Source organism: Halochromatium salexigens (assembly GCF_016653295.1).
GTDB classification, from domain to species: Bacteria; Pseudomonadota; Gammaproteobacteria; order Chromatiales; family Chromatiaceae; genus Lamprobacter; species Lamprobacter salexigens.
In genome coordinates this window covers 142,339-158,835 of sequence record NZ_NHSF01000054.1, presented here as the reverse complement: position 1 = coordinate 158,835, position 16,497 = coordinate 142,339, and the positions used below count along the sequence as shown (strand labels likewise).

The following is a 16,497-nucleotide window of genomic DNA, read 5'->3' as shown; positions in this document are numbered from 1 at the left end:
CCACAGGCTTACTGAACAAGCAGCTCGGCGACGCGCCGCCCAAGCAACGCGGGCGAGCGCACCACCTGGACACCGGCGGCCTCCAACGTCGTATATTTGGCCTCGGCGGTTCCGCCGCGAGCACTGACGATAGCGCCCGCATGCCCCATGCGCTTGCCAGGCGGCGCGGTCACGCCGGCGATATAGGCCACCACGGGCTTAGTCATGCGCCGGCGCACGAACTCGGCGGCCGCCTCCTCGGCGCCACCACCGATCTCGCCGACCATCAGCACCGCGTCGGTGTCCGGATCGGCCTCGAACAAGGCCAGACAGTCGACGAAATCCAAGCCATGGATCGGATCGCCGCCAATGCCGATACAGGTGCTCTGTCCCAGCCCCTCGGCCGAAGTCTGCTCGACAGCCTCATAGGTCAGGGTACCGGAACGCGAGACGATGCCAACCCGCCCCGGTGTATGGATGGCACCGGGCATGATGCCGATCTTACACCCCTCGGGCGTGATGATCCCCGGACAATTCGGCCCGATCAGCACGGCCTCGCCGCGTGCCAGCGCCGCCTTCACCGCCAGCATCTCCAGCACCGGAATGCCCTCGGTGATACAGATAATCACCCGGATACCGGCATCGGCGGCCTCCAGGATGGCATCGGCCGCATAGGCCGCCGGCACATAGATCATGGAGGCCTCGGCGCCGGTCTCGCGCACCGCCGCGTGGACCGTATCGAACACCGGCAGCCCCAGGTGCCGTTGCCCGCCCTTGCCGGGGGTCACGCCGCCCACCATGCGCGTGCCATAGGCGATCGCCTGTTCGCTGTGGAAGCTGCCCTGGCGCCCGGTGAAGCCCTGACAGATCACCCGCGTCCTCGCATCGACGAGCACACTCATGCCTCACCTCCGGCGTGCTGGATGGTTGCGCCTTGGCCGGCTGCGGCCGCGACCACCTTGTTGGCCGCGTCGACCAAGGTCGCGGCGGTCTCGATCGCGAGCCCACTGTGCGCGAGCCGCTCCAGCCCGAGGGCGGCATTGGTGCCTTCCAGCCGCACCACTACCGGCACCTCGACACCGACCTCCTCGACCGCCGCGAGGATACCCTCGGCGATCAGGTCGCAGCGCACGATGCCGCCGAAGATATTCACCAGCACCGCCGCCACCTTGTCATCACTCAGCACCAGCGCGAAGGCACGGGCAACGCGATCGGCGGTAGCGCTACCGCCCACATCGAGAAAATTGGCCGGCGCACCGCCATGCAAGGCAATCAGATCCATGGTCGCCATCGCCAACCCGGCGCCATTGACCATGCAGCCGATATCGCCATCGAGACTGATGTAGCTCAGCCCCTCGGCGCGCGCCGCAATCTCGCGCGCATCCTCCTGACTAGGGTCGTGCAGCGCCGCCAGCTCCAAGTGCCGATACAGGGCGCTATCGTCCAGATCCAGCTTCGCGTCCAACGCGATCAGTTCGCCGTCCTCGGTCACCACCAACGGATTAATCTCGACCAGGCGCGCATCGCAGCTGGTCAACAACTGGTAAAGCCCGCTCAGTAGCCCCTCAAAAGCCCGCTGCTGCTGTGCCGTCAGACCCAGGAACAGCCCGACCTGGCGGCATTGCCAGGGGCGCAGGCCTACCGCCGGCTCGATCCGCGAGACCAACACCGCCTCGGGCTGGGTTGCCGCCACCGCCTCGATGTCCATGCCCCCGGCGGCCGAGGCCATAATGGCGATACACTCCGCCTCGCGGTCCACCAGCAGCGCTAGATAGAGTTCGCGCGCGATCACGACCGGCGCCTCCAATAGCAACTGCGAGACCGGCAGCCCCGCCGGCGGCGTCTGTGACGTCACCAGCCGGCTGCCGAGCAGGGCGCTTGCCTGGGTTTCTAGCTCGGCCACCGACTCACAGCGTTGCACGCCGCCCGCCCTCCCCCGGCCACCCGCATGTACCTGAGCCTTGACCAAGACCGGCATCCCCAGGGTCTGGGCCGCCGCCCGTGCCTCATCGGGCGACGAGGCCACGAGCGACTCGGGCACCGGGATGGCGAAGCGAGTGAAGAGCTTTTTCGCTTGATATTCGTGCAGATTCATGAAAAAAAACCAGGGGTTCGCGCTGTCCGAGGAGCAGGCGGCACCATCGACACCCATCCTCAAAAGGGCAATGATCGCGTATTCTGCGGGATTCGTGGACAACGACCAAGTGCCCCGTCCAAATCCCCACCCGCGCAACGCGACACCCGTATCGCGTCCTGAGTCGCCACCGCGACCGAGGCGCGCGGGCGGGACTACTTTTGTTTGCACCGACTCGGACTCACCCGATGGTCTCCCGCACAACCACAGACCCCTTCCTCGACTGGTTCCGGCACTGCACCCCCTATATCCACGCCCATCGTGGCCGCACCTTCGTCATCGCCGTCGGCGGCGAGGCGCTCGACGATGCCCGGCTGCCCGAGCTGGTGCATGACATCGCGCTCCTGCATGGGCTCGGCATCCGCCTGGTGATCGTGCATGGCGCCCGTCCCCAGATCGAGCACCGCTTGGCCGAACGCGACGCGGCGCTGCAGGTCATCAACGGCCTGCGCGTCACCGATGACGCCGCCCTCGCCTGCGTCAAGGAGGCCGCCGGCACCGCGCGCGTCGAGATCGAGGCCCTGTTGTCGCTCGGCCTGGCGAACTCGCCGATGGCCGGCGTGCGCATCCCGGTGGCCTCCGGTAATTTCGTCTTCGCACGGCCGCTCGGCGTGCTCAACGGCATCGATTACAAGCATACCGGCGCGGTGCGCCGCATCGACCGCGCCTCGCTCGGCCAGCGGCTCGATGATGGTGCCGTCGCCCTGATGCCGCCGATCGGCTACTCGCCGACCGGTGAGGTCTTCAACCTCACCGCCGCCGATGTCGCGCGTGCGGCCGCCATCGCCCTGCAAGCGGACAAGCTGATCTTCCTCGTCGAAGGCGGCGGCCTCAGCGAAGCACCTAGCCAGGCCCCCAGGCAGACGCCCAGCGATGCCGACCAAGCGCCTCGGGTCCGCTCGCACCTACTCGGCGCCGAGGTCGCGGACCTGCTTGCCCAGCGCGGCGACCTCGGCGAAGACCTCGCACAAGCGCTACGCGCCGGTGCCGAGGCCTGCGAGCACGGCATCGCCCGAGTCCACATTGTTGGCCGCGACGACCCCGCCGCACTCCTGCGCGAACTGTTCACGCGCGATGGCGCCGGCACCCTCATGACCGGCGAGCCCTACGAACACCTGCGCCCGGCTCGCAGCAGCGATATCCCCGGCATCCGCGGCCTGCTCGAGCCGATGGAGCGCGCCGGCATCCTGGTGCCGCGCACGGCCGAGGAGTTGGAACTGGTCATCGATCGCTTCCAGGTCACCGAACTCGATGGCACCATCATCGCCTGCGCCTCGCTGTCGGCCTGTCCGCGCGCGCCGATCGGGGAACTTGCTTGCGTCGCCGTCCACCCACGCTATCGCGCCCAAGGGCGCGGCGACCGCCTGCTCGCGCACATGGAAGCACAGGCACGCGCGCTGGGCCTCGAACGGCTCTTCGTGCTGACGACGCAAACCGCGCACTGGTTCCGCGAACGCGGCTTCCTGCCCGGCGATGTCGACGACCTGCCCGAGGAGCGTCGGCGCCTGTACAACAACGCGCGTAATTCACAGGTCTACATCAAGCCATTGCATCGCCAGCCCTGAACTCACTCAGCCCTAAGCAGCCACAGCACTCAGCACGCCAGCCACCTCGGACGCTGTCGAACACCCATGCCTAGTCTCGGATTGCGCGCTCGCCAACAGGCTCGATCACCTCATCGCCCCTGCGCTCCGCATACGCGATGCCAGCACGGCCAGGCCGCCACGGCGCTGTTGCTCGGCCTGCTGAGCCTGCTGCTCGCAATGGTCGATTTCACCGGCCTATTGATCGCGAGCGCAAGCGCGCAGCCTAACCTCCCAGCAGAGGCTCCCCTGAGCATCCAGACGAGCGTCACCCATGCGCAAATCGAGGCCAAGCTCAGCGAACTCGCCGAGGACAAGGATCTGCCTAAGGAAACCAAGCAACGCCTCAGCGAGCACTATCGCAACATCCTCGGCAACCTAGAAATCTTAAGCAATTTTCAGGCCCAAGCCATGGGCTACTTTGACGCCCTGAGGACAGCGCCAGCCGAGGCCGAAGCACTGCGCGCCGAACTCGAGGCCACGCCCGATCCGTCGCTCGACCTGCCCGCAGATGCCGGCATCGATCAGATCGAGCAGCGCCTCGCGCGCGCGCAAGCCGAGGCCGCCTCGCTCGAAGCACAGCTCGGCACACTCAACGACAGACTCGAGCAGGAATCCGAGCAACTCGTAGCCGCGCGCCGGCGCCTCGGCGAGATCCCTCAGCGCATCGCCGAGCTCGACAAGGAGCTGAAGCGCCCGCAGCCCGAGGGACAAAACGAGGCTGCCCGCCAAGCCCGTGCCTGGGCGCTCGAGACCGAGCGCGATGCCCTCCGCGCCGAGATGCTGATGCTCGAACAACGCATCCTCAGCGCCGAGGCCCGGCGTCAGCTCGCCGAGGCCCAACGGGCTCAGCACGCGGCGCAGCTGCAACGTCTGCGCCTGCGTCGGACCTCCCTCGAGAACGAGGCGGACCGCCTGCGCCGCCTTGAGGCCGAGCGAGCACGACAAGAGACTGAATCTGCGGAGCGTGAACTCGGTGACGCCGATCCATTGGTGCGCGAGCTAGCGCACCGTAATCGACAGATCAGCGAGACCATCAGCGAGATCACGATGGCGCTCGCTCGGCTCGACGAGCGCCAGGCCACAGTCGAAGACCAGCTGCGAGAGACCGAGAACGACTTCAGGAGCGCGCGCACGCGCATTAGCGCCGCCGGCCTAAGCCAAGCGGTAGGGCAGATTCTGGTCGATGAACGCACCGATCTACCGGAGGCCAGCAGCCTGCGTGAAGAAGCGACCGCGCGCGCCGCGCAGATCGCGCAGCTGACCCTGAACCAGCTGCGACTGCGCGACGAACTCGGCGCGCTTGAGGATATCGACGCCGCGATCGCCAGGAAGCTCGCCGAAAAACGCGCCACAGAAGCGCTCAAGGCGCAGGTTCGAGAACAGTTGTTGCGTCAGCGCGATCTGCTCGAACGCGCGCTGCGTCTGAAAGAGCGCTATCAACGCGCGATCGCCGATCTCGACTTCGTCGCCGACCAATACGCCGATTTGGTCAAGCGCTACCGGGACTTCCTCGCCGAGAATCTGCTCTGGGTCCGCAACGCCGCCCCGATCACCCAACAGCCCTTCGGCCCATTTCCCCAGGCAGCTTGGTGGCTGCTAGCGCCGACCCACTGGTTCAGCGTTTTTCAGGCCACGCGACAGGCCGCCGCTTCATCGACGCTCTTCTGGCTCGGTTTGCTCAGCGTATTGGGGCTGTTGGCGGCAGCTCCCCTGTTGCGACGCCGCATTCGTGATTATGCCGAACCGATGCGACGGATTAGCACCGACCGCTTCGGTTATTCGCTCTCCGCGCTCGGCCTGACCCTCTTGCTCGCGCTGCCCTGGCCCTTGTTCTTGGCCGTGCTGGGATGGGCGCTGCACAATACACCGCACGCCTCCCCGTTCGCGCTCGCCGTCGGCCAGGGACTCCTCACGATCGCGCTACCCTTCTATTATCTGCGCGCGTTCCGGCTGCTGTGTATGAACGAAGGCGTCGCCGCGCGCCACTTCCGCTGGAGTTCGGAGAACCTCGATAAACTGCGCCGTGGATTCAAGATCGCCGCGCTCCTGCTCCTGCCTGTCGGTTTCGTCACCGAGACCATCGGCCGCGCCCACAACCCCGCCTTCGATGGCACCCTGGGTCGACTCGCGCTGATCCTGCTTTGCCTGGGGCTATCGGCACTCACAGCCTGGCTGTTACACCCCACCCGAGGCGTGTTCAAAAACCTGCTCGCGGCCCGGCCAACGGCTTGGCTCAACCGTTCGCGGCTGCTCTGGTATCCCTTTGCGGTGGCGATGCCGGGCGCACTCGCGGCACTCGCCCTCGCCGGCTTTATCTACACCGCGGGGACCTTATTGACCTCGGTCGCCGCCCTGCTCTGGCTGGCGCTGGCGCTGGTCATATTCCACCAAATGGTCGCGCGCTGGCTGGTCCTGACCCGGCGCGGGCTCGCGCTGGAGGCCGCGCTCGAGCGCCGCGCCCAACGCGAGGCACAGCGCGAGGCGTTGGAACAGGGCGCGCAATGGATCGACGCCAACGATAATCCCGTCGATCTCGCGGCGCTCGATAGCCAGACGCGGCAGTTGCTCAATAGCAGTATCGTCATCATCGCCGCGATCGGCTTCTGGATGATCTGGTCGGACGTGCTGCCGGCGCTGAATCTGTTCGATAAGCTCACGCTCTGGCGTTACACCGCCGAGATCGACGGCGTCAAGGAACTGCTTCCGGTCACCCTGGGCGATCTGGGGATGATCCTGGTACTCGCCACCACCGCGCTGATCGCGGTCAAAAACCTCCCGGCACTGCTCGAGATCCTGCTGCTGAAGAACACCGAGGTCAGCGCCAGCGCGCGCTACACGCTGGTCACGCTGACGCGCTACCTGGTCACGGCCATCGGTCTCCTGATGATCGTTGGCGCCCTCGGCCTGCAATGGTCGCAGGTGCAATGGCTCGTCGCCGCGCTCAGCGTCGGTATTGGTTTCGGGCTCCAGGAAATCGTCGCCAACTTCATCAGTGGCCTGATCATCCTCTTTGAGCGACCGGTGCGGGTCGGCGACACGGTCACCATTGGCGACATCACCGGCACGGTGACCCGCATCCAGATCCGGGCCACCACGCTGCGCAACTGGGACCAACAAGAGCTGCTGGTGCCGAACAAGGAGTTCATCACCGGACGCTTGCTGAACTGGACGCTGAGCGACCAGATCAACCGCTTGGTGATCCCGGTCGGGGTCGAGCACGGCAGCGATACCAACAAGGCGCTCGCCCTGCTCACCGAGGTCGCCGCCGAGCACCCGAGGGTGCTCGATCATCCCGAACCCGTGATCACCTTCGAGGGCTTCGGCGAGCACGCGCTCAATCTGGTGCTGCGGTGCTATCTGGAGACCCTCGACTTCCGGCTACCGGTGATCAGCGATTTGCACCAAGCCATCAATGCCAAGTTCCGCACCGCCGGTATCAACATCGCCCTGCCACGGCGTAACGTCCAGTTAGGCGCGGCCGAGCCGATCGCACTCAAGATGCAACGCGAACACACTCCCGCTGAATCAGCCCTTAAGCCGCCCCCCTAAGCCGAAAGCCGATTATACTCTGGCGCCGTTGCCGCCCACGCTCGCGAGAATTGTATGGCCGATCCCTTTCAACCCGCCCCGCCGGACAGCTTCGCGGCGGTGGACCTGGGCTCGAACTCGTTCCATCTGCTGGTCGCCCGTATCGATGGCGGTAGTCTCCAGACCATCGATCGCTACAAAGAGATGGTACGCCTCGGCGAGGGCCTCACCGAGGATAAAGACCTGCTACCCGAGGTCAGCGAGCGTGCTCTGGCCTGCCTCGAGCGCATCGGCCAGCGCCTGCGTGGTGTCGAGGCGACCAATGTACGCGCGGTCGGCACCAATACCCTGCGGCAGCTCCGCCCGGAGACCGGTTTCCTGGAGCAGGCGGAGCAGAGGCTCGGCCATCCGATCGAGGTCATCGCCGGACGCGAGGAGGCCCGCCTGGTCTATCTCGGCGTCGCCCACGGGCTCGCCATCGGTGACGAGAAGCGCTTGGTAGTCGATATCGGCGGCGGCAGCACCGAGCTGATCGTCGGTCAGGGGTTCAAGGCCACGCTGCGCGAGAGCCTGCACATGGGCTGCGTCAGCATCTCGCGGCGCTATCTGCCGGGTGAGAAGATCACCGCTAAGGCGATGGACAAGGCCGAGCTGGCCTGCGCGCTCGAGATCCGCCCGGTGCGCGAGCTGTTCCGCCAGTCCGGCTGGAGCACGGCGAGCGGCAGTTCCGGCACCATCAAGGCCATCGCCGCGGTCATCGCCGCCGAGGGCTGGAGCGACGATGGCATCACCGCCGATGGGCTCGCCCAATTGCGCGCGGCAATGATCGATTGCGGCAAGCTCTCGGCACTCGCGTTCAAAGGCCTCAGCGAGGAGCGTCGACCGGTCTTTGCCGGTGGCGTCGCCGTGCTGCGAGCGGTCTTCCAAGCCCTAGAGATCCAACAGATGCGGGCCTCGGACGAGGCCTTGCGCGAGGGCCTGATCTACGAGATGGTCGGACGCGTGCATCACGAAGACGTGCGCGAGCGCACGGTGGCCACTCTCTGTCGGCGCTTCGATATCGACCGCGAGCATGCCAGCCGCGTGCGCGCCACCGCGCTGGATCTCTACGAGCAACTGCGCGACACCTGGGCGTTGCATCACGATAATTACCCGAAGATGCTCGGCTGGGCGGCGGATCTGCATGAGATCGGGCTTGCCGTCTCGCACAGTCAGTACCAGAAACACGGCGCCTATCTGCTGCGCCACGCCGATCTCTCCGGCTTCACGCGCCAGGAGCAAGATGCGCTCGCGGCGCTGGTGCTGGGGCACCGGCGCAAGTTTCCCGTCGACGTCTTCACGGCGCTGCCGCGCCCGGCGCGCCTGTGCGGGCGCCGGCTCGCGCTGCTGCTGCGACTGGCGGTGCTCATGCATCGCGGCCGCTCCGCCAGCGCCGAGCCCAATCCCCAGATCAGCGCCGAGGGCGAGACGCTGCAACTGCGCTTCCCGGCAGGTTGGCTCGATGACCATCCGCTGACGCGGCTGGAATTCGAGACAGAGGCGGAGCGACTGGCCGCCGCCGGTATCAGCCTCGAGCTCGGCTGAAGCGCTCGCTGTCGGCTGCCACGGACGCGGTTCGGCAACCCTGTCCGAGCTGGCTTGCTGTTAGAATAACGGCGTGCGAGGTTTGCGCGCGCGTGATGGGCGTCGAGCCGAACCTCGCCGCAAGCACGCACCACCATCCATCCAGAAGCCGATCCCAATACCCATAACGGAGGACCATTACCCATGGCCAAACTCTTTTCCGCCGAATGGATGAACCAACTCAAGGATGCCTGGAACAACGATCCCGAGGTCAGCGGCAAGCTCGCTGAGATCGGTTTCAACTCCATCATCACCTGTGGCTTCAAGGATGAGTCCGATCCGCGCGGCGTCTTCGTGGTCGAGAACGGCGTCTGTGTGCGCGCCGGCGACTGGTCCGACGAGCAACCCGACTGGGACATGCGCGCCGACATGAAGGATTGGTTGAAGTGGGTCGAGAAAGGCATCGGCATGGTCGGCATGGGCACCGCTTACGCCACCGGTAAGCTCAAGTTCAAGACCGGCGATTACTCGGCCATGATCAAGGATCCGCGCATGGCGGGGCCCTTCGTCAAGAGCTTCAACCTGATGCAGCAGATCGGCGCCGACGAACTCAGTTGATCCTCGGCGGTCGCGTGCGCCGTCCCTGCGCCGTCCCTGCGCCGCACGCGCGAGCCACGCTCGAACCCGCCGCAAGGCGGGTTTTTTGATTCGCCACTCGACGAATTGATCTAGCGCAGCCAGGCAAGTCCTCAAGCCCGAGAATTTGCGCCATATCAGCGACGCATCGCCGCGCTCGGCGCAGTCTTACCGGTCAGACTCATGGCGATTGCGCCTCTAGAGTTCGCACCGATTACTGACTGGAGGCAATCCATGCGCGGTCTCCCTGGCTTCCGCACCCCCTCGATCCCGCGACGACCAGTCGAAAAACGATCCATGCGGCCCAACCCCCTCGGCCGATCCTTCACCGCCGGCGTGCTTGCCGTTAGCTTGAGCCTCTTCGGCCAACTCATCAGCGCCGAGCCCAGCGGTTGGCCAACGCCACCCGCCTCCGAGACCTCAGGGCCGCAGATCTCCGGGCCGCTGCGCGGTGGCACCGCCGATCACACCAAGTTCGAGGCACTCAAGGGGCCGTTCGCCAACGGCTCCGAGGTGACCCAGGCCTGTCTCGGCTGCCATACCGAGACCGGTGAGCACTTCATGCGCAACATCCATTGGACTTGGTCGTACACAGACCCGAACACCGGCCAGCAGCTTGGCAAGCGCTACCTGATCAATAACTTCTGCACCAACTCGCGTGGCAACGAGGGCATGTGCGCCCAGTGCCACGCCGGCTATGGCTGGAAGGACGAAACTTTCGATTTCACCGACGAGACCAAGATCGACTGCCTGGTCTGTCACGAAACCACCGGCACCTACTACAAGACCCCAAACAGCGAGGGCCATGCGGCCTGCTCGGTGATGCTCGAGGGCAAGCCGCCGATCGATCTGGTCGCCGCCGCGCAAAGCGTCGACCTGCCCGAGCGCGCCAACTGCGGCACCTGTCACTTCAACGGTGGCGGTGGCGATAACGTCAAGCACGGCGATCTTTCGACCGCGCTGATCAAACCACCCCGCAGCCTCGACGTGCACATGGGCGTCGATGGGCTCAACTTCGCCTGCAGCGCCTGCCATGTGACCAACCAGCACGTCTGGGCCGGCAGCCGCTACAACGTCGTCTCCAAGGACACCGAGGGCACCGGACTCCCCGGCCAGCGCAGCGATGTCGCTACCTGCGAATCCTGCCACGGACTGGCGCCGCACCCGGTCGACTCCATCGCCGCCTTCAAGCTCAACGACCATGTGCAGAGCATCGCCTGCCAGACCTGCCACATCCCCGAGTTCGCGCGCGGCGGGGTGGCCACCGTGGTCGACTGGGATTGGCGCACCGCCGGCAAGACCCGCAACGGCGAGGGCTACCATGAGGAAGGCTACATCCAGGGTAACGGCGACCACCGCTACACCTATAAGTCGATCAAGGGCAATTTCACCTACGACGAGAACGTCGTCCCCGAGTACGACTGGTTCGATGGCCAGATGCGCTACACCACCATCGACACCCGGTTCGACCCCAACGCCGAGTCGATCGAGATCAACGGCTTCACCGGCTCGCGCGAGGATGAGCGCTCACGGATTTGGCCGTTCAAGCGCATGCATACCTGGCAGCCCTACGACAAGGGCAATGGCACCCTGGTCTACACCCACCTTTGGGGCGAGGACGAGGCCGCCTACTGGGGCAACTACGACATGGGTGCCGCGATCGAGAAGGGCATGGCCGACTTCGGCCTCGACTACTCGGGCGAATACGGCTTCATCGAGACCCTCTCCTGGTGGCCGATCACCCACATGGTGGCGCCTAAGGAGCAGGCCCTCGCCTGCGGCGACTGTCACACCCCGAAAGACAGCCGTCTCGCCGAGGTCAAGGGTGTCTATCTGCCCGGCCGTGACCGCAACCGCTGGATTGATATCCTCGGCACCTTCCTGGTTTTTGGAATCTTCGGTGGCATCCTCATCCACGGCGGCATCCGCTTCTTCTCGCCGAAAGGAGACCAACACTGATGGCCCTACATCACGTCAAGATCTTCAGCATCTTCGAGCGCTTCTGGCACTGGTGCCAGATGGCGCTGATCATGCTGCTGCTGATCAGCGGCTTCGGGCTGCACGGCTTCCATGGTCTGCTCAGCTTCGAGGACGCGGTGACCCTGCACACCCTGGCCGCCTTCGCCTTGTTGCTGCTGTGGGCCTTCAGCGTCTTCTGGCTCTTCACCACGGGGGCCTGGCGGCACTTCATCCCGACCGGCAGCGGCCTCTGGAGTGTGCTGCGCTTCTACGTCTACGGCATCTTCAAGGGCGAGCGCCATCCCTACCGCAAGGCCTACTGGCGCAAGCACAACCCGCTGCAGGCCCTGGCCTATCTGGTGCTCAAGATCGTGCTCTTCCCCGCGATCTGGGTCAGCGGCCTGACCTATCTGTCCTACTACGCTTGGCGCAATCTGCCGAATGCCCCGGTCTGGCTCGAGAACATCGCGCTGGTGCATACCGCCGCCGCCTTCGCGATCCTCGCCTTCGTGCTCATCCATGTCTACCTGCTCACCACCGGTCATTCCTTCCGCGAGCATGTGATGCCAATGATCACCGGCTTCGACGAGGTGGACCTGACGCCGGAAGAAGAGGCCTATCTGCGCACGGATGAGCCTTCTCAGATCCGTTAGCTCTAGGTCCAACGGATTCTGAGGCTCGGCATTGGTTACGCGGCCCCAACTTGGGCTACAATGTGGCCCAAGTGATCCTTACCAGAGGCTTAGGCCATGAATACCGTCGTGCGGGCGCGCATTAGCGAGGAGGTTAAAAACGAGGCAACCGCTGTGCTCGCGGCCATGGGGCTGACCGTTTCCGATGCCTTCCGCATCATGATGACTCGGATTGCCAGAGAGCACGCCTTGCCGTTTGAGCCGCTGGTGCCCAACGAAGAAACCATCGCTGCGATGCGAGCGGCGCGCCAAGGAGAGACAGAGACGGTGACGCTGGATCAGCTGCAAGCCGTTCTGGATGCGGAAGATTAAACAAACCTCAAGCTTCAAACGCGATCTCAAGCGCGAAGCGAAAGGCAGGCACCGACAATCCCTGCAAGGCGACTTTACGAAGATCATCGAGATCCTCGCCCGGGATCTCCATCTCCCTGAGCAGTATCGCGACCATGCCCTCACCGGGGACTGGAAAGACCACCGCGACTGCCACATCAAACCCGACCTGATTTTGATTTATCGCAAACCTGACGCAGAGACACTGCAACTCGTACGACTGGGCTCCCATGCCGAGTTGGGCATAGGCTAGTAGCAGAGCGCTTCCAGACAGCAAAAAGGCCCCGATTCGGGGCCTTTTTGCGTGACTTGCGCTCAGCGCGGCGGCTGGTCAGTTCCGTGACTTATCGACCAGCTGCTTCTCGCGAATCCAGGGCATCATCTCGCGCAGGCGGCTGCCGACCTGCTCGATCTGATGCTCTTGCGAGAGACGGCGCATGGCCTTCATCGACGGCGCCCCGGCCTGATTCTCGAGGGTGAACTCCTTGGCGAACTGGCCGGTCTGGATCTCGCGCAGGATTTGGCGCATCTCCTCGCGGGTCTCCTCGGTGATGATGCGCGGGCCGCGCGTGAGGTCGCCATACTCGGCGGTGTTGCTGATCGAGTAACGCATGTTGGCGATGCCGCCCTCATAGATCAGGTCGACGATCAGCTTGACCTCGTGCAGGCACTCGAAATAGGCCATCTCGGGCTCATAGCCGGCCTCGACCAGGGTCTCGAAGCCCATCTGGATCAGCGCGGTCAGGCCACCGCAGAGCACCACCTGCTCGCCGAACAGATCGGTCTCGCACTCCTGGCGGAAGCTGGTCTCGATGATGCCGGCGCGCCCGCCACCATTGGCCGAGGCATAGGCCATGGCGATATCCCGCGCCTTGCCGCTCGCGTCCTGATGCACCGCGATCAGGCTCGGCACGCCGCCGCCCTGGGTGTAGGTCGAGCGCACCAGATGCCCCGGCCCCTTGGGCGCGATCATGATCACGTCCAGATCCGCGCGCGGCTCGATCTGGCCGAAGTGGATGTTGAAGCCGTGCGCGAACGCGAGCGCCGCGCCCTGCTTGATGTTCGGCGCGACCTGATCGCGATAGAGCGCGGCCTGATGCTCATCGGGCGCCAGGATCATCACCACATCGGCGCCGCTGACTGCTTCCGGGATCTCCTTGACCGCGAGCCCGGCATCAGCGGCCTTGGCGGCTGAACTGGAGCCCGCACGGAGGCCGACGACGACATCGACACCGGACTCTTTGAGGTTATTGGCATGCGCATGGCCTTGCGAGCCATAACCGATGATCGCGACCTTCTTGCCCTGAATGAGTGAGAGGTCAGCGTCTTTGTCGTAGTAAACGTTGATGGCCATGACAGGTCCTGTTCGTGGTGTTGGCTGTTTGTTGTGCGTGTTGATCAGAGCGTCAAACCCTTAGCGCCGCGCAAGATACCGGTCGGCCCGGAGCGAACCACCTCGGTGATCAGCCCCTCGGGCACGGCCCCGATGAAGGCATCAAGCTTGCGCGAGGCGCCGGTCAGCTCGACGATATAGCTCGCGTCGGTCACATCGATAATCTTGGCGCGGAAGATCTCGGTCAGGCGCTTCAGCTCCTCGCGGTCGGGCCCGGCCGCCTTGACCTTGATCAGCATCATCTCGCGTTCGATGTGCTCGCCCTCGGCGAGATCTTGGAGCTTGACCACGTCGATCAGCTTGTTCAGCTGCTTCTTGATCTGCTCGACGATGTCATCGTTGCCGCTCGTGACCAGCGTCATGCGCGAGAGCGAGGCTTCATCGGTCGCCGCGACGGTGAGGGATTCGATATTGTAGCCGCGGGCCGAAAACAGGCCGGCGATGCGCGAGAGCGCGCCGGCCTCGTTCTCGACCAGCATCGAAATAATATGTCTCATGCTGCTTCCAGGCCCTAGGCCAGCTCCCGCTCAGACATGGTTGGCGGCAGTTCCATCTCGTGATGGCCCTTACCCGCGCAAATCATCGGATAGACATTCTCAGATGGATCGACGATCACATCGAGGAAGACGAAGCGATCCTTCATCGCAAAGGCCTCGCGCATCGCCGACTCGAGCTGATCCGGCTGCTCGACGCGCATGCCGACATGGCCGAAGCTCTGCGCCAGGGCGACGAAATCTGGCAAGGCGTCGACATAGGAATGGGCGTAGCGGCTCTCGTAGAAGAACTCCTGCCACTGGCGCACCATGCCCATGTAGCCGTTGTTCAGCAGTACGACCTTGATCGGCAGACTGTACTGCTTGCAGGTTGCCATCTCCTGGATGCACATCAGGATGCTCGCCTCGCCCGAGATACAGGCCACCTGTGCGTCCGGATGACCGAGCTGCACGCCCATCGCCGCCGGCAGGCCGAAGCCCATGGTGCCGAGCCCACCCGAGTTGATCCAACGGCGCGGCTTGTCGAACGGATAGAACTGGGCCGCGAACATCTGATGCTGACCGACATCCGAAGTCAGGTAGAGGTCGCCGTTGGTGACCTTGTACAGGGTCTCGACCGCGAACTGCGGCTTGATCATCGGGCTCGAGCGGTCGTAGCGCATGCAGTCGATGCCGCGCCAGGCATCGATCTGTTCCCACCAGGCCGCGAGCGCGGTCTGATCCGGGCGCCCGCCGCTCTCGCGCAGGATGCTAAGCATGTCGGTGACGACGCTGCCGACCGGGCCGACGATCGGCACCTGCACCTTCACATTCTTCGAGATCGACGAGGGGTCGACATCGACATGGATGATCTCGGCATGCGGACAGAAATGCTCGATCTTGCCGGTGACCCGATCGTCGAAGCGCGCGCCGATCGCGATCAGGCAATCGGTCTCGTGCATGGCCATGTTGGCCTCATAGGTGCCGTGCATCCCGAGCATGCCGAGGAACTGCTTGTCGGTCATCGGGTAGGCACCCAGCCCCATCAGGGTGCTGGTGATCGGGAAGCCGAGTGCACGCACCAGCTCGGTCAGTGGCGCGGCGGCATCGTCCAGCACCGCGCCGCCGCCGGTGTAGAAGATCGGCCGCTTGGCATCGAGCATGGCCTCGACCGCCTTGCGGATCTGCCCGAGATGGCCGCGCTTGGCCGGGTTGTAAGAGCGGATGTTCAGATCGCGCGGATAAACGTAAGGAATCTTGACATTCGGATCGGTCACATCCTTCGGGATATCGACCACTACCGGTCCGGGACGCCCGGACTGCGCGATATAGAACGCCTTACGGATGGTTTCCGCAAGGTCTTCGAGCCGCTTGACCAGAAAATTGTGTTTGACGCAGGGACGCGTGATGCCGACGGTGTCGACCTCCTGGAAGGCATCGCTGCCGATGACCGGCGTCGGTACCTGACCGGTGATCACCACCAACGGGATCGAGTCCAGATGCGCGGTGGCAATGCCGGTGACCGCATTAGTCGCGCCCGGCCCTGAGGTCACCAAGCAGACGCCGCATTTGCCGGTCGCGCGCGCATAACCGTCTGCGGCATGGGTCGCCCCCTGCTCATGGCGGACCAAGACATGCTTGATCGCATCGCCGCGCTGAAAAAGCGCGTCGTAGATATGCAATACGGCCCCGCCAGGGTAGCCAAAGACGTATTCGACACCCTCGTCGATCAGCGCCTGAATAGCGATCTCGGCGCCACTCAGTAGCGGTCGCTCAGCCGCCATCGCGGTCTCGTTAGGGTCAGGCCCATCGGCCAAATGTGATTGCACGCAGGCGTCCTCCGTACGGATCGACCCGGAGGCCACGAGGCAGCATCCGCTGCTCACAGCCGCCGAGGCAGCAACCGGTGAGATGTCAAACATGCCGAGCACCCGCACAGGCGACGGTCGGCCTCAAAGCCGATACCTGAGGGGCCAAGAGGGTCTTGACAAGGAGCCATGCACCGAAAGCATGGCCTCGGGAAACGTATAAAAATACTAAACAACCAAGACCATGGTCAACCCGCGCCGGCGAGCCCGCTGAGTCGATCCACCCGCGCATTACAACCGTCGACGCCAAAATACTGCTCGGCTGCCGCCATAATCTTCGTGGCAGCGATCGCCGTAGGTGCTCTCGAGCACCAGGATGTCGGCGCGCTCAGGCGGCTGCGGGAAGCCATGTCAAG

13 protein-coding genes are annotated in these 16,497 nt (G+C 64.6%); 8 read left to right on the top strand and 5 right to left on the bottom strand.

Going from position 1 to position 16,497, the window contains the following annotated elements; genetic code table 11:
• Positions 1–8: 8 nt before the first annotated feature.
• Positions 9–881, bottom strand: a complete 873-nt coding sequence (gene sucD / locus CCR82_RS08930) for a succinate--CoA ligase subunit alpha (RefSeq protein WP_201245203.1) — start codon at positions 879–881, stop codon at positions 9–11.
• A complete protein-coding gene (gene sucC, locus CCR82_RS08925) occupies positions 878–2,074 on the bottom strand; it encodes an ADP-forming succinate--CoA ligase subunit beta (protein ID WP_201245200.1) in 1,197 nt (398 codons plus the stop codon). Before sucC ends, sucD begins: the two co-directional genes overlap by 4 nt.
• Positions 2,075–2,301: 227 nt before the next feature.
• Between sucC and argA the strand changes: the two genes are divergently transcribed.
• The 8 genes from argA (at position 2,302) to CCR82_RS08885 (ending at position 12,660) form a co-directional block, all read left to right on the top strand.
• On the top strand, positions 2,302–3,678 hold the full coding sequence (gene argA, locus CCR82_RS08920; RefSeq protein WP_201245198.1) for an amino-acid N-acetyltransferase: 1,377 nt from the start codon (positions 2,302–2,304) through the stop codon (positions 3,676–3,678).
• A 66-nt stretch (positions 3,679–3,744) separates the two neighbouring features.
• Entirely contained in the window at positions 3,745–7,248 is a 3,504-nt protein-coding gene (locus CCR82_RS08915) for a mechanosensitive ion channel domain-containing protein (protein ID WP_201245196.1), read from the top strand.
• Between the two features lie 54 nt (positions 7,249–7,302).
• Entirely contained in the window at positions 7,303–8,811 is a 1,509-nt protein-coding gene (locus tag CCR82_RS08910; protein ID WP_201245194.1) for a Ppx/GppA phosphatase family protein, read from the top strand.
• A gap of 183 nt (positions 8,812–8,994) precedes the next feature.
• A complete protein-coding gene (locus CCR82_RS08905) occupies positions 8,995–9,408 on the top strand; it encodes an SCP2 sterol-binding domain-containing protein (RefSeq protein WP_201245192.1) in 414 nt (137 codons plus the stop codon).
• 315 nt (positions 9,409–9,723) lie between these two features.
• Entirely contained in the window at positions 9,724–11,385 is a 1,662-nt protein-coding gene (locus CCR82_RS08900; protein WP_201245190.1) for a tetrathionate reductase family octaheme c-type cytochrome, read from the top strand.
• A complete protein-coding gene (locus CCR82_RS08895; protein ID WP_201245188.1) occupies positions 11,385–12,038 on the top strand; it encodes a cytochrome b/b6 domain-containing protein in 654 nt (217 codons plus the stop codon). The genes CCR82_RS08900 and CCR82_RS08895 overlap by 1 nt, the downstream gene beginning before the upstream one ends.
• Positions 12,039–12,134: 96 nt before the next feature.
• Entirely contained in the window at positions 12,135–12,389 is a 255-nt protein-coding gene (locus CCR82_RS08890; RefSeq protein ID WP_201245187.1) for a type II toxin-antitoxin system RelB/DinJ family antitoxin, read from the top strand.
• On the top strand, positions 12,376–12,660 hold the full coding sequence (locus CCR82_RS08885; protein WP_201245185.1) for a type II toxin-antitoxin system YafQ family toxin: 285 nt from the start codon (positions 12,376–12,378) through the stop codon (positions 12,658–12,660). The genes CCR82_RS08890 and CCR82_RS08885 overlap by 14 nt, the downstream gene beginning before the upstream one ends.
• 78 nt (positions 12,661–12,738) lie before the next feature.
• On the opposite strand, the gene ilvC is transcribed toward CCR82_RS08885, so the two are convergent.
• From ilvC to ilvB, 3 genes are read right to left on the bottom strand one after another with little or no spacing between them, the layout of a single operon-like run.
• Complete coding sequence (gene ilvC, locus CCR82_RS08880; RefSeq protein ID WP_201245284.1) at positions 12,739–13,755, bottom strand: ketol-acid reductoisomerase; 1,017 nt, start codon at positions 13,753–13,755, stop codon at positions 12,739–12,741.
• A gap of 50 nt (positions 13,756–13,805) precedes the next feature.
• Complete coding sequence (ilvN, locus tag CCR82_RS08875) at positions 13,806–14,297, bottom strand: acetolactate synthase small subunit (RefSeq protein ID WP_201245183.1); 492 nt, start codon at positions 14,295–14,297, stop codon at positions 13,806–13,808.
• Between the two features lie 14 nt (positions 14,298–14,311).
• On the bottom strand, positions 14,312–16,057 hold the full coding sequence (gene ilvB / locus CCR82_RS08870) for a biosynthetic-type acetolactate synthase large subunit (RefSeq protein WP_201245282.1): 1,746 nt from the start codon (positions 16,055–16,057) through the stop codon (positions 14,312–14,314).
• Positions 16,058–16,497 lie beyond the last annotated feature (440 nt).

What these genes read in the sequence shown, in the direction of transcription:
- sucD (WP_201245203.1), bottom strand. Translation starts at nt 881, where the DNA reads ATGAGTGTGCTCGTCGATGCGAGGACGCGGGTGATCTGTCAGGGCTTC.
- sucC (WP_201245200.1), bottom strand. Translation starts at nt 2,074, where the DNA reads ATGAATCTGCACGAATATCAAGCGAAAAAGCTCTTCACTCGCTTCGCC.
- argA (WP_201245198.1), top strand. Translation starts at nt 2,302, where the DNA reads ATGGTCTCCCGCACAACCACAGACCCCTTCCTCGACTGGTTCCGGCAC.
- CCR82_RS08915 (WP_201245196.1), top strand. Translation starts at nt 3,745, where the DNA reads ATGCCTAGTCTCGGATTGCGCGCTCGCCAACAGGCTCGATCACCTCAT.
- CCR82_RS08910 (WP_201245194.1), top strand. Translation starts at nt 7,303, where the DNA reads ATGGCCGATCCCTTTCAACCCGCCCCGCCGGACAGCTTCGCGGCGGTG.
- CCR82_RS08905 (WP_201245192.1), top strand. Translation starts at nt 8,995, where the DNA reads ATGGCCAAACTCTTTTCCGCCGAATGGATGAACCAACTCAAGGATGCC.
- CCR82_RS08900 (WP_201245190.1), top strand. Translation starts at nt 9,724, where the DNA reads ATGCGGCCCAACCCCCTCGGCCGATCCTTCACCGCCGGCGTGCTTGCC.
- CCR82_RS08895 (WP_201245188.1), top strand. Translation starts at nt 11,385, where the DNA reads ATGGCCCTACATCACGTCAAGATCTTCAGCATCTTCGAGCGCTTCTGG.
- CCR82_RS08890 (WP_201245187.1), top strand. Translation starts at nt 12,135, where the DNA reads ATGAATACCGTCGTGCGGGCGCGCATTAGCGAGGAGGTTAAAAACGAG.
- CCR82_RS08885 (WP_201245185.1), top strand. Translation starts at nt 12,376, where the DNA reads ATGCGGAAGATTAAACAAACCTCAAGCTTCAAACGCGATCTCAAGCGC.
- ilvN (WP_201245183.1), bottom strand. Translation starts at nt 14,297, where the DNA reads ATGAGACATATTATTTCGATGCTGGTCGAGAACGAGGCCGGCGCGCTC.
- ilvB (WP_201245282.1), bottom strand. Translation starts at nt 16,057, where the DNA reads ATGGCGGCTGAGCGACCGCTACTGAGTGGCGCCGAGATCGCTATTCAG.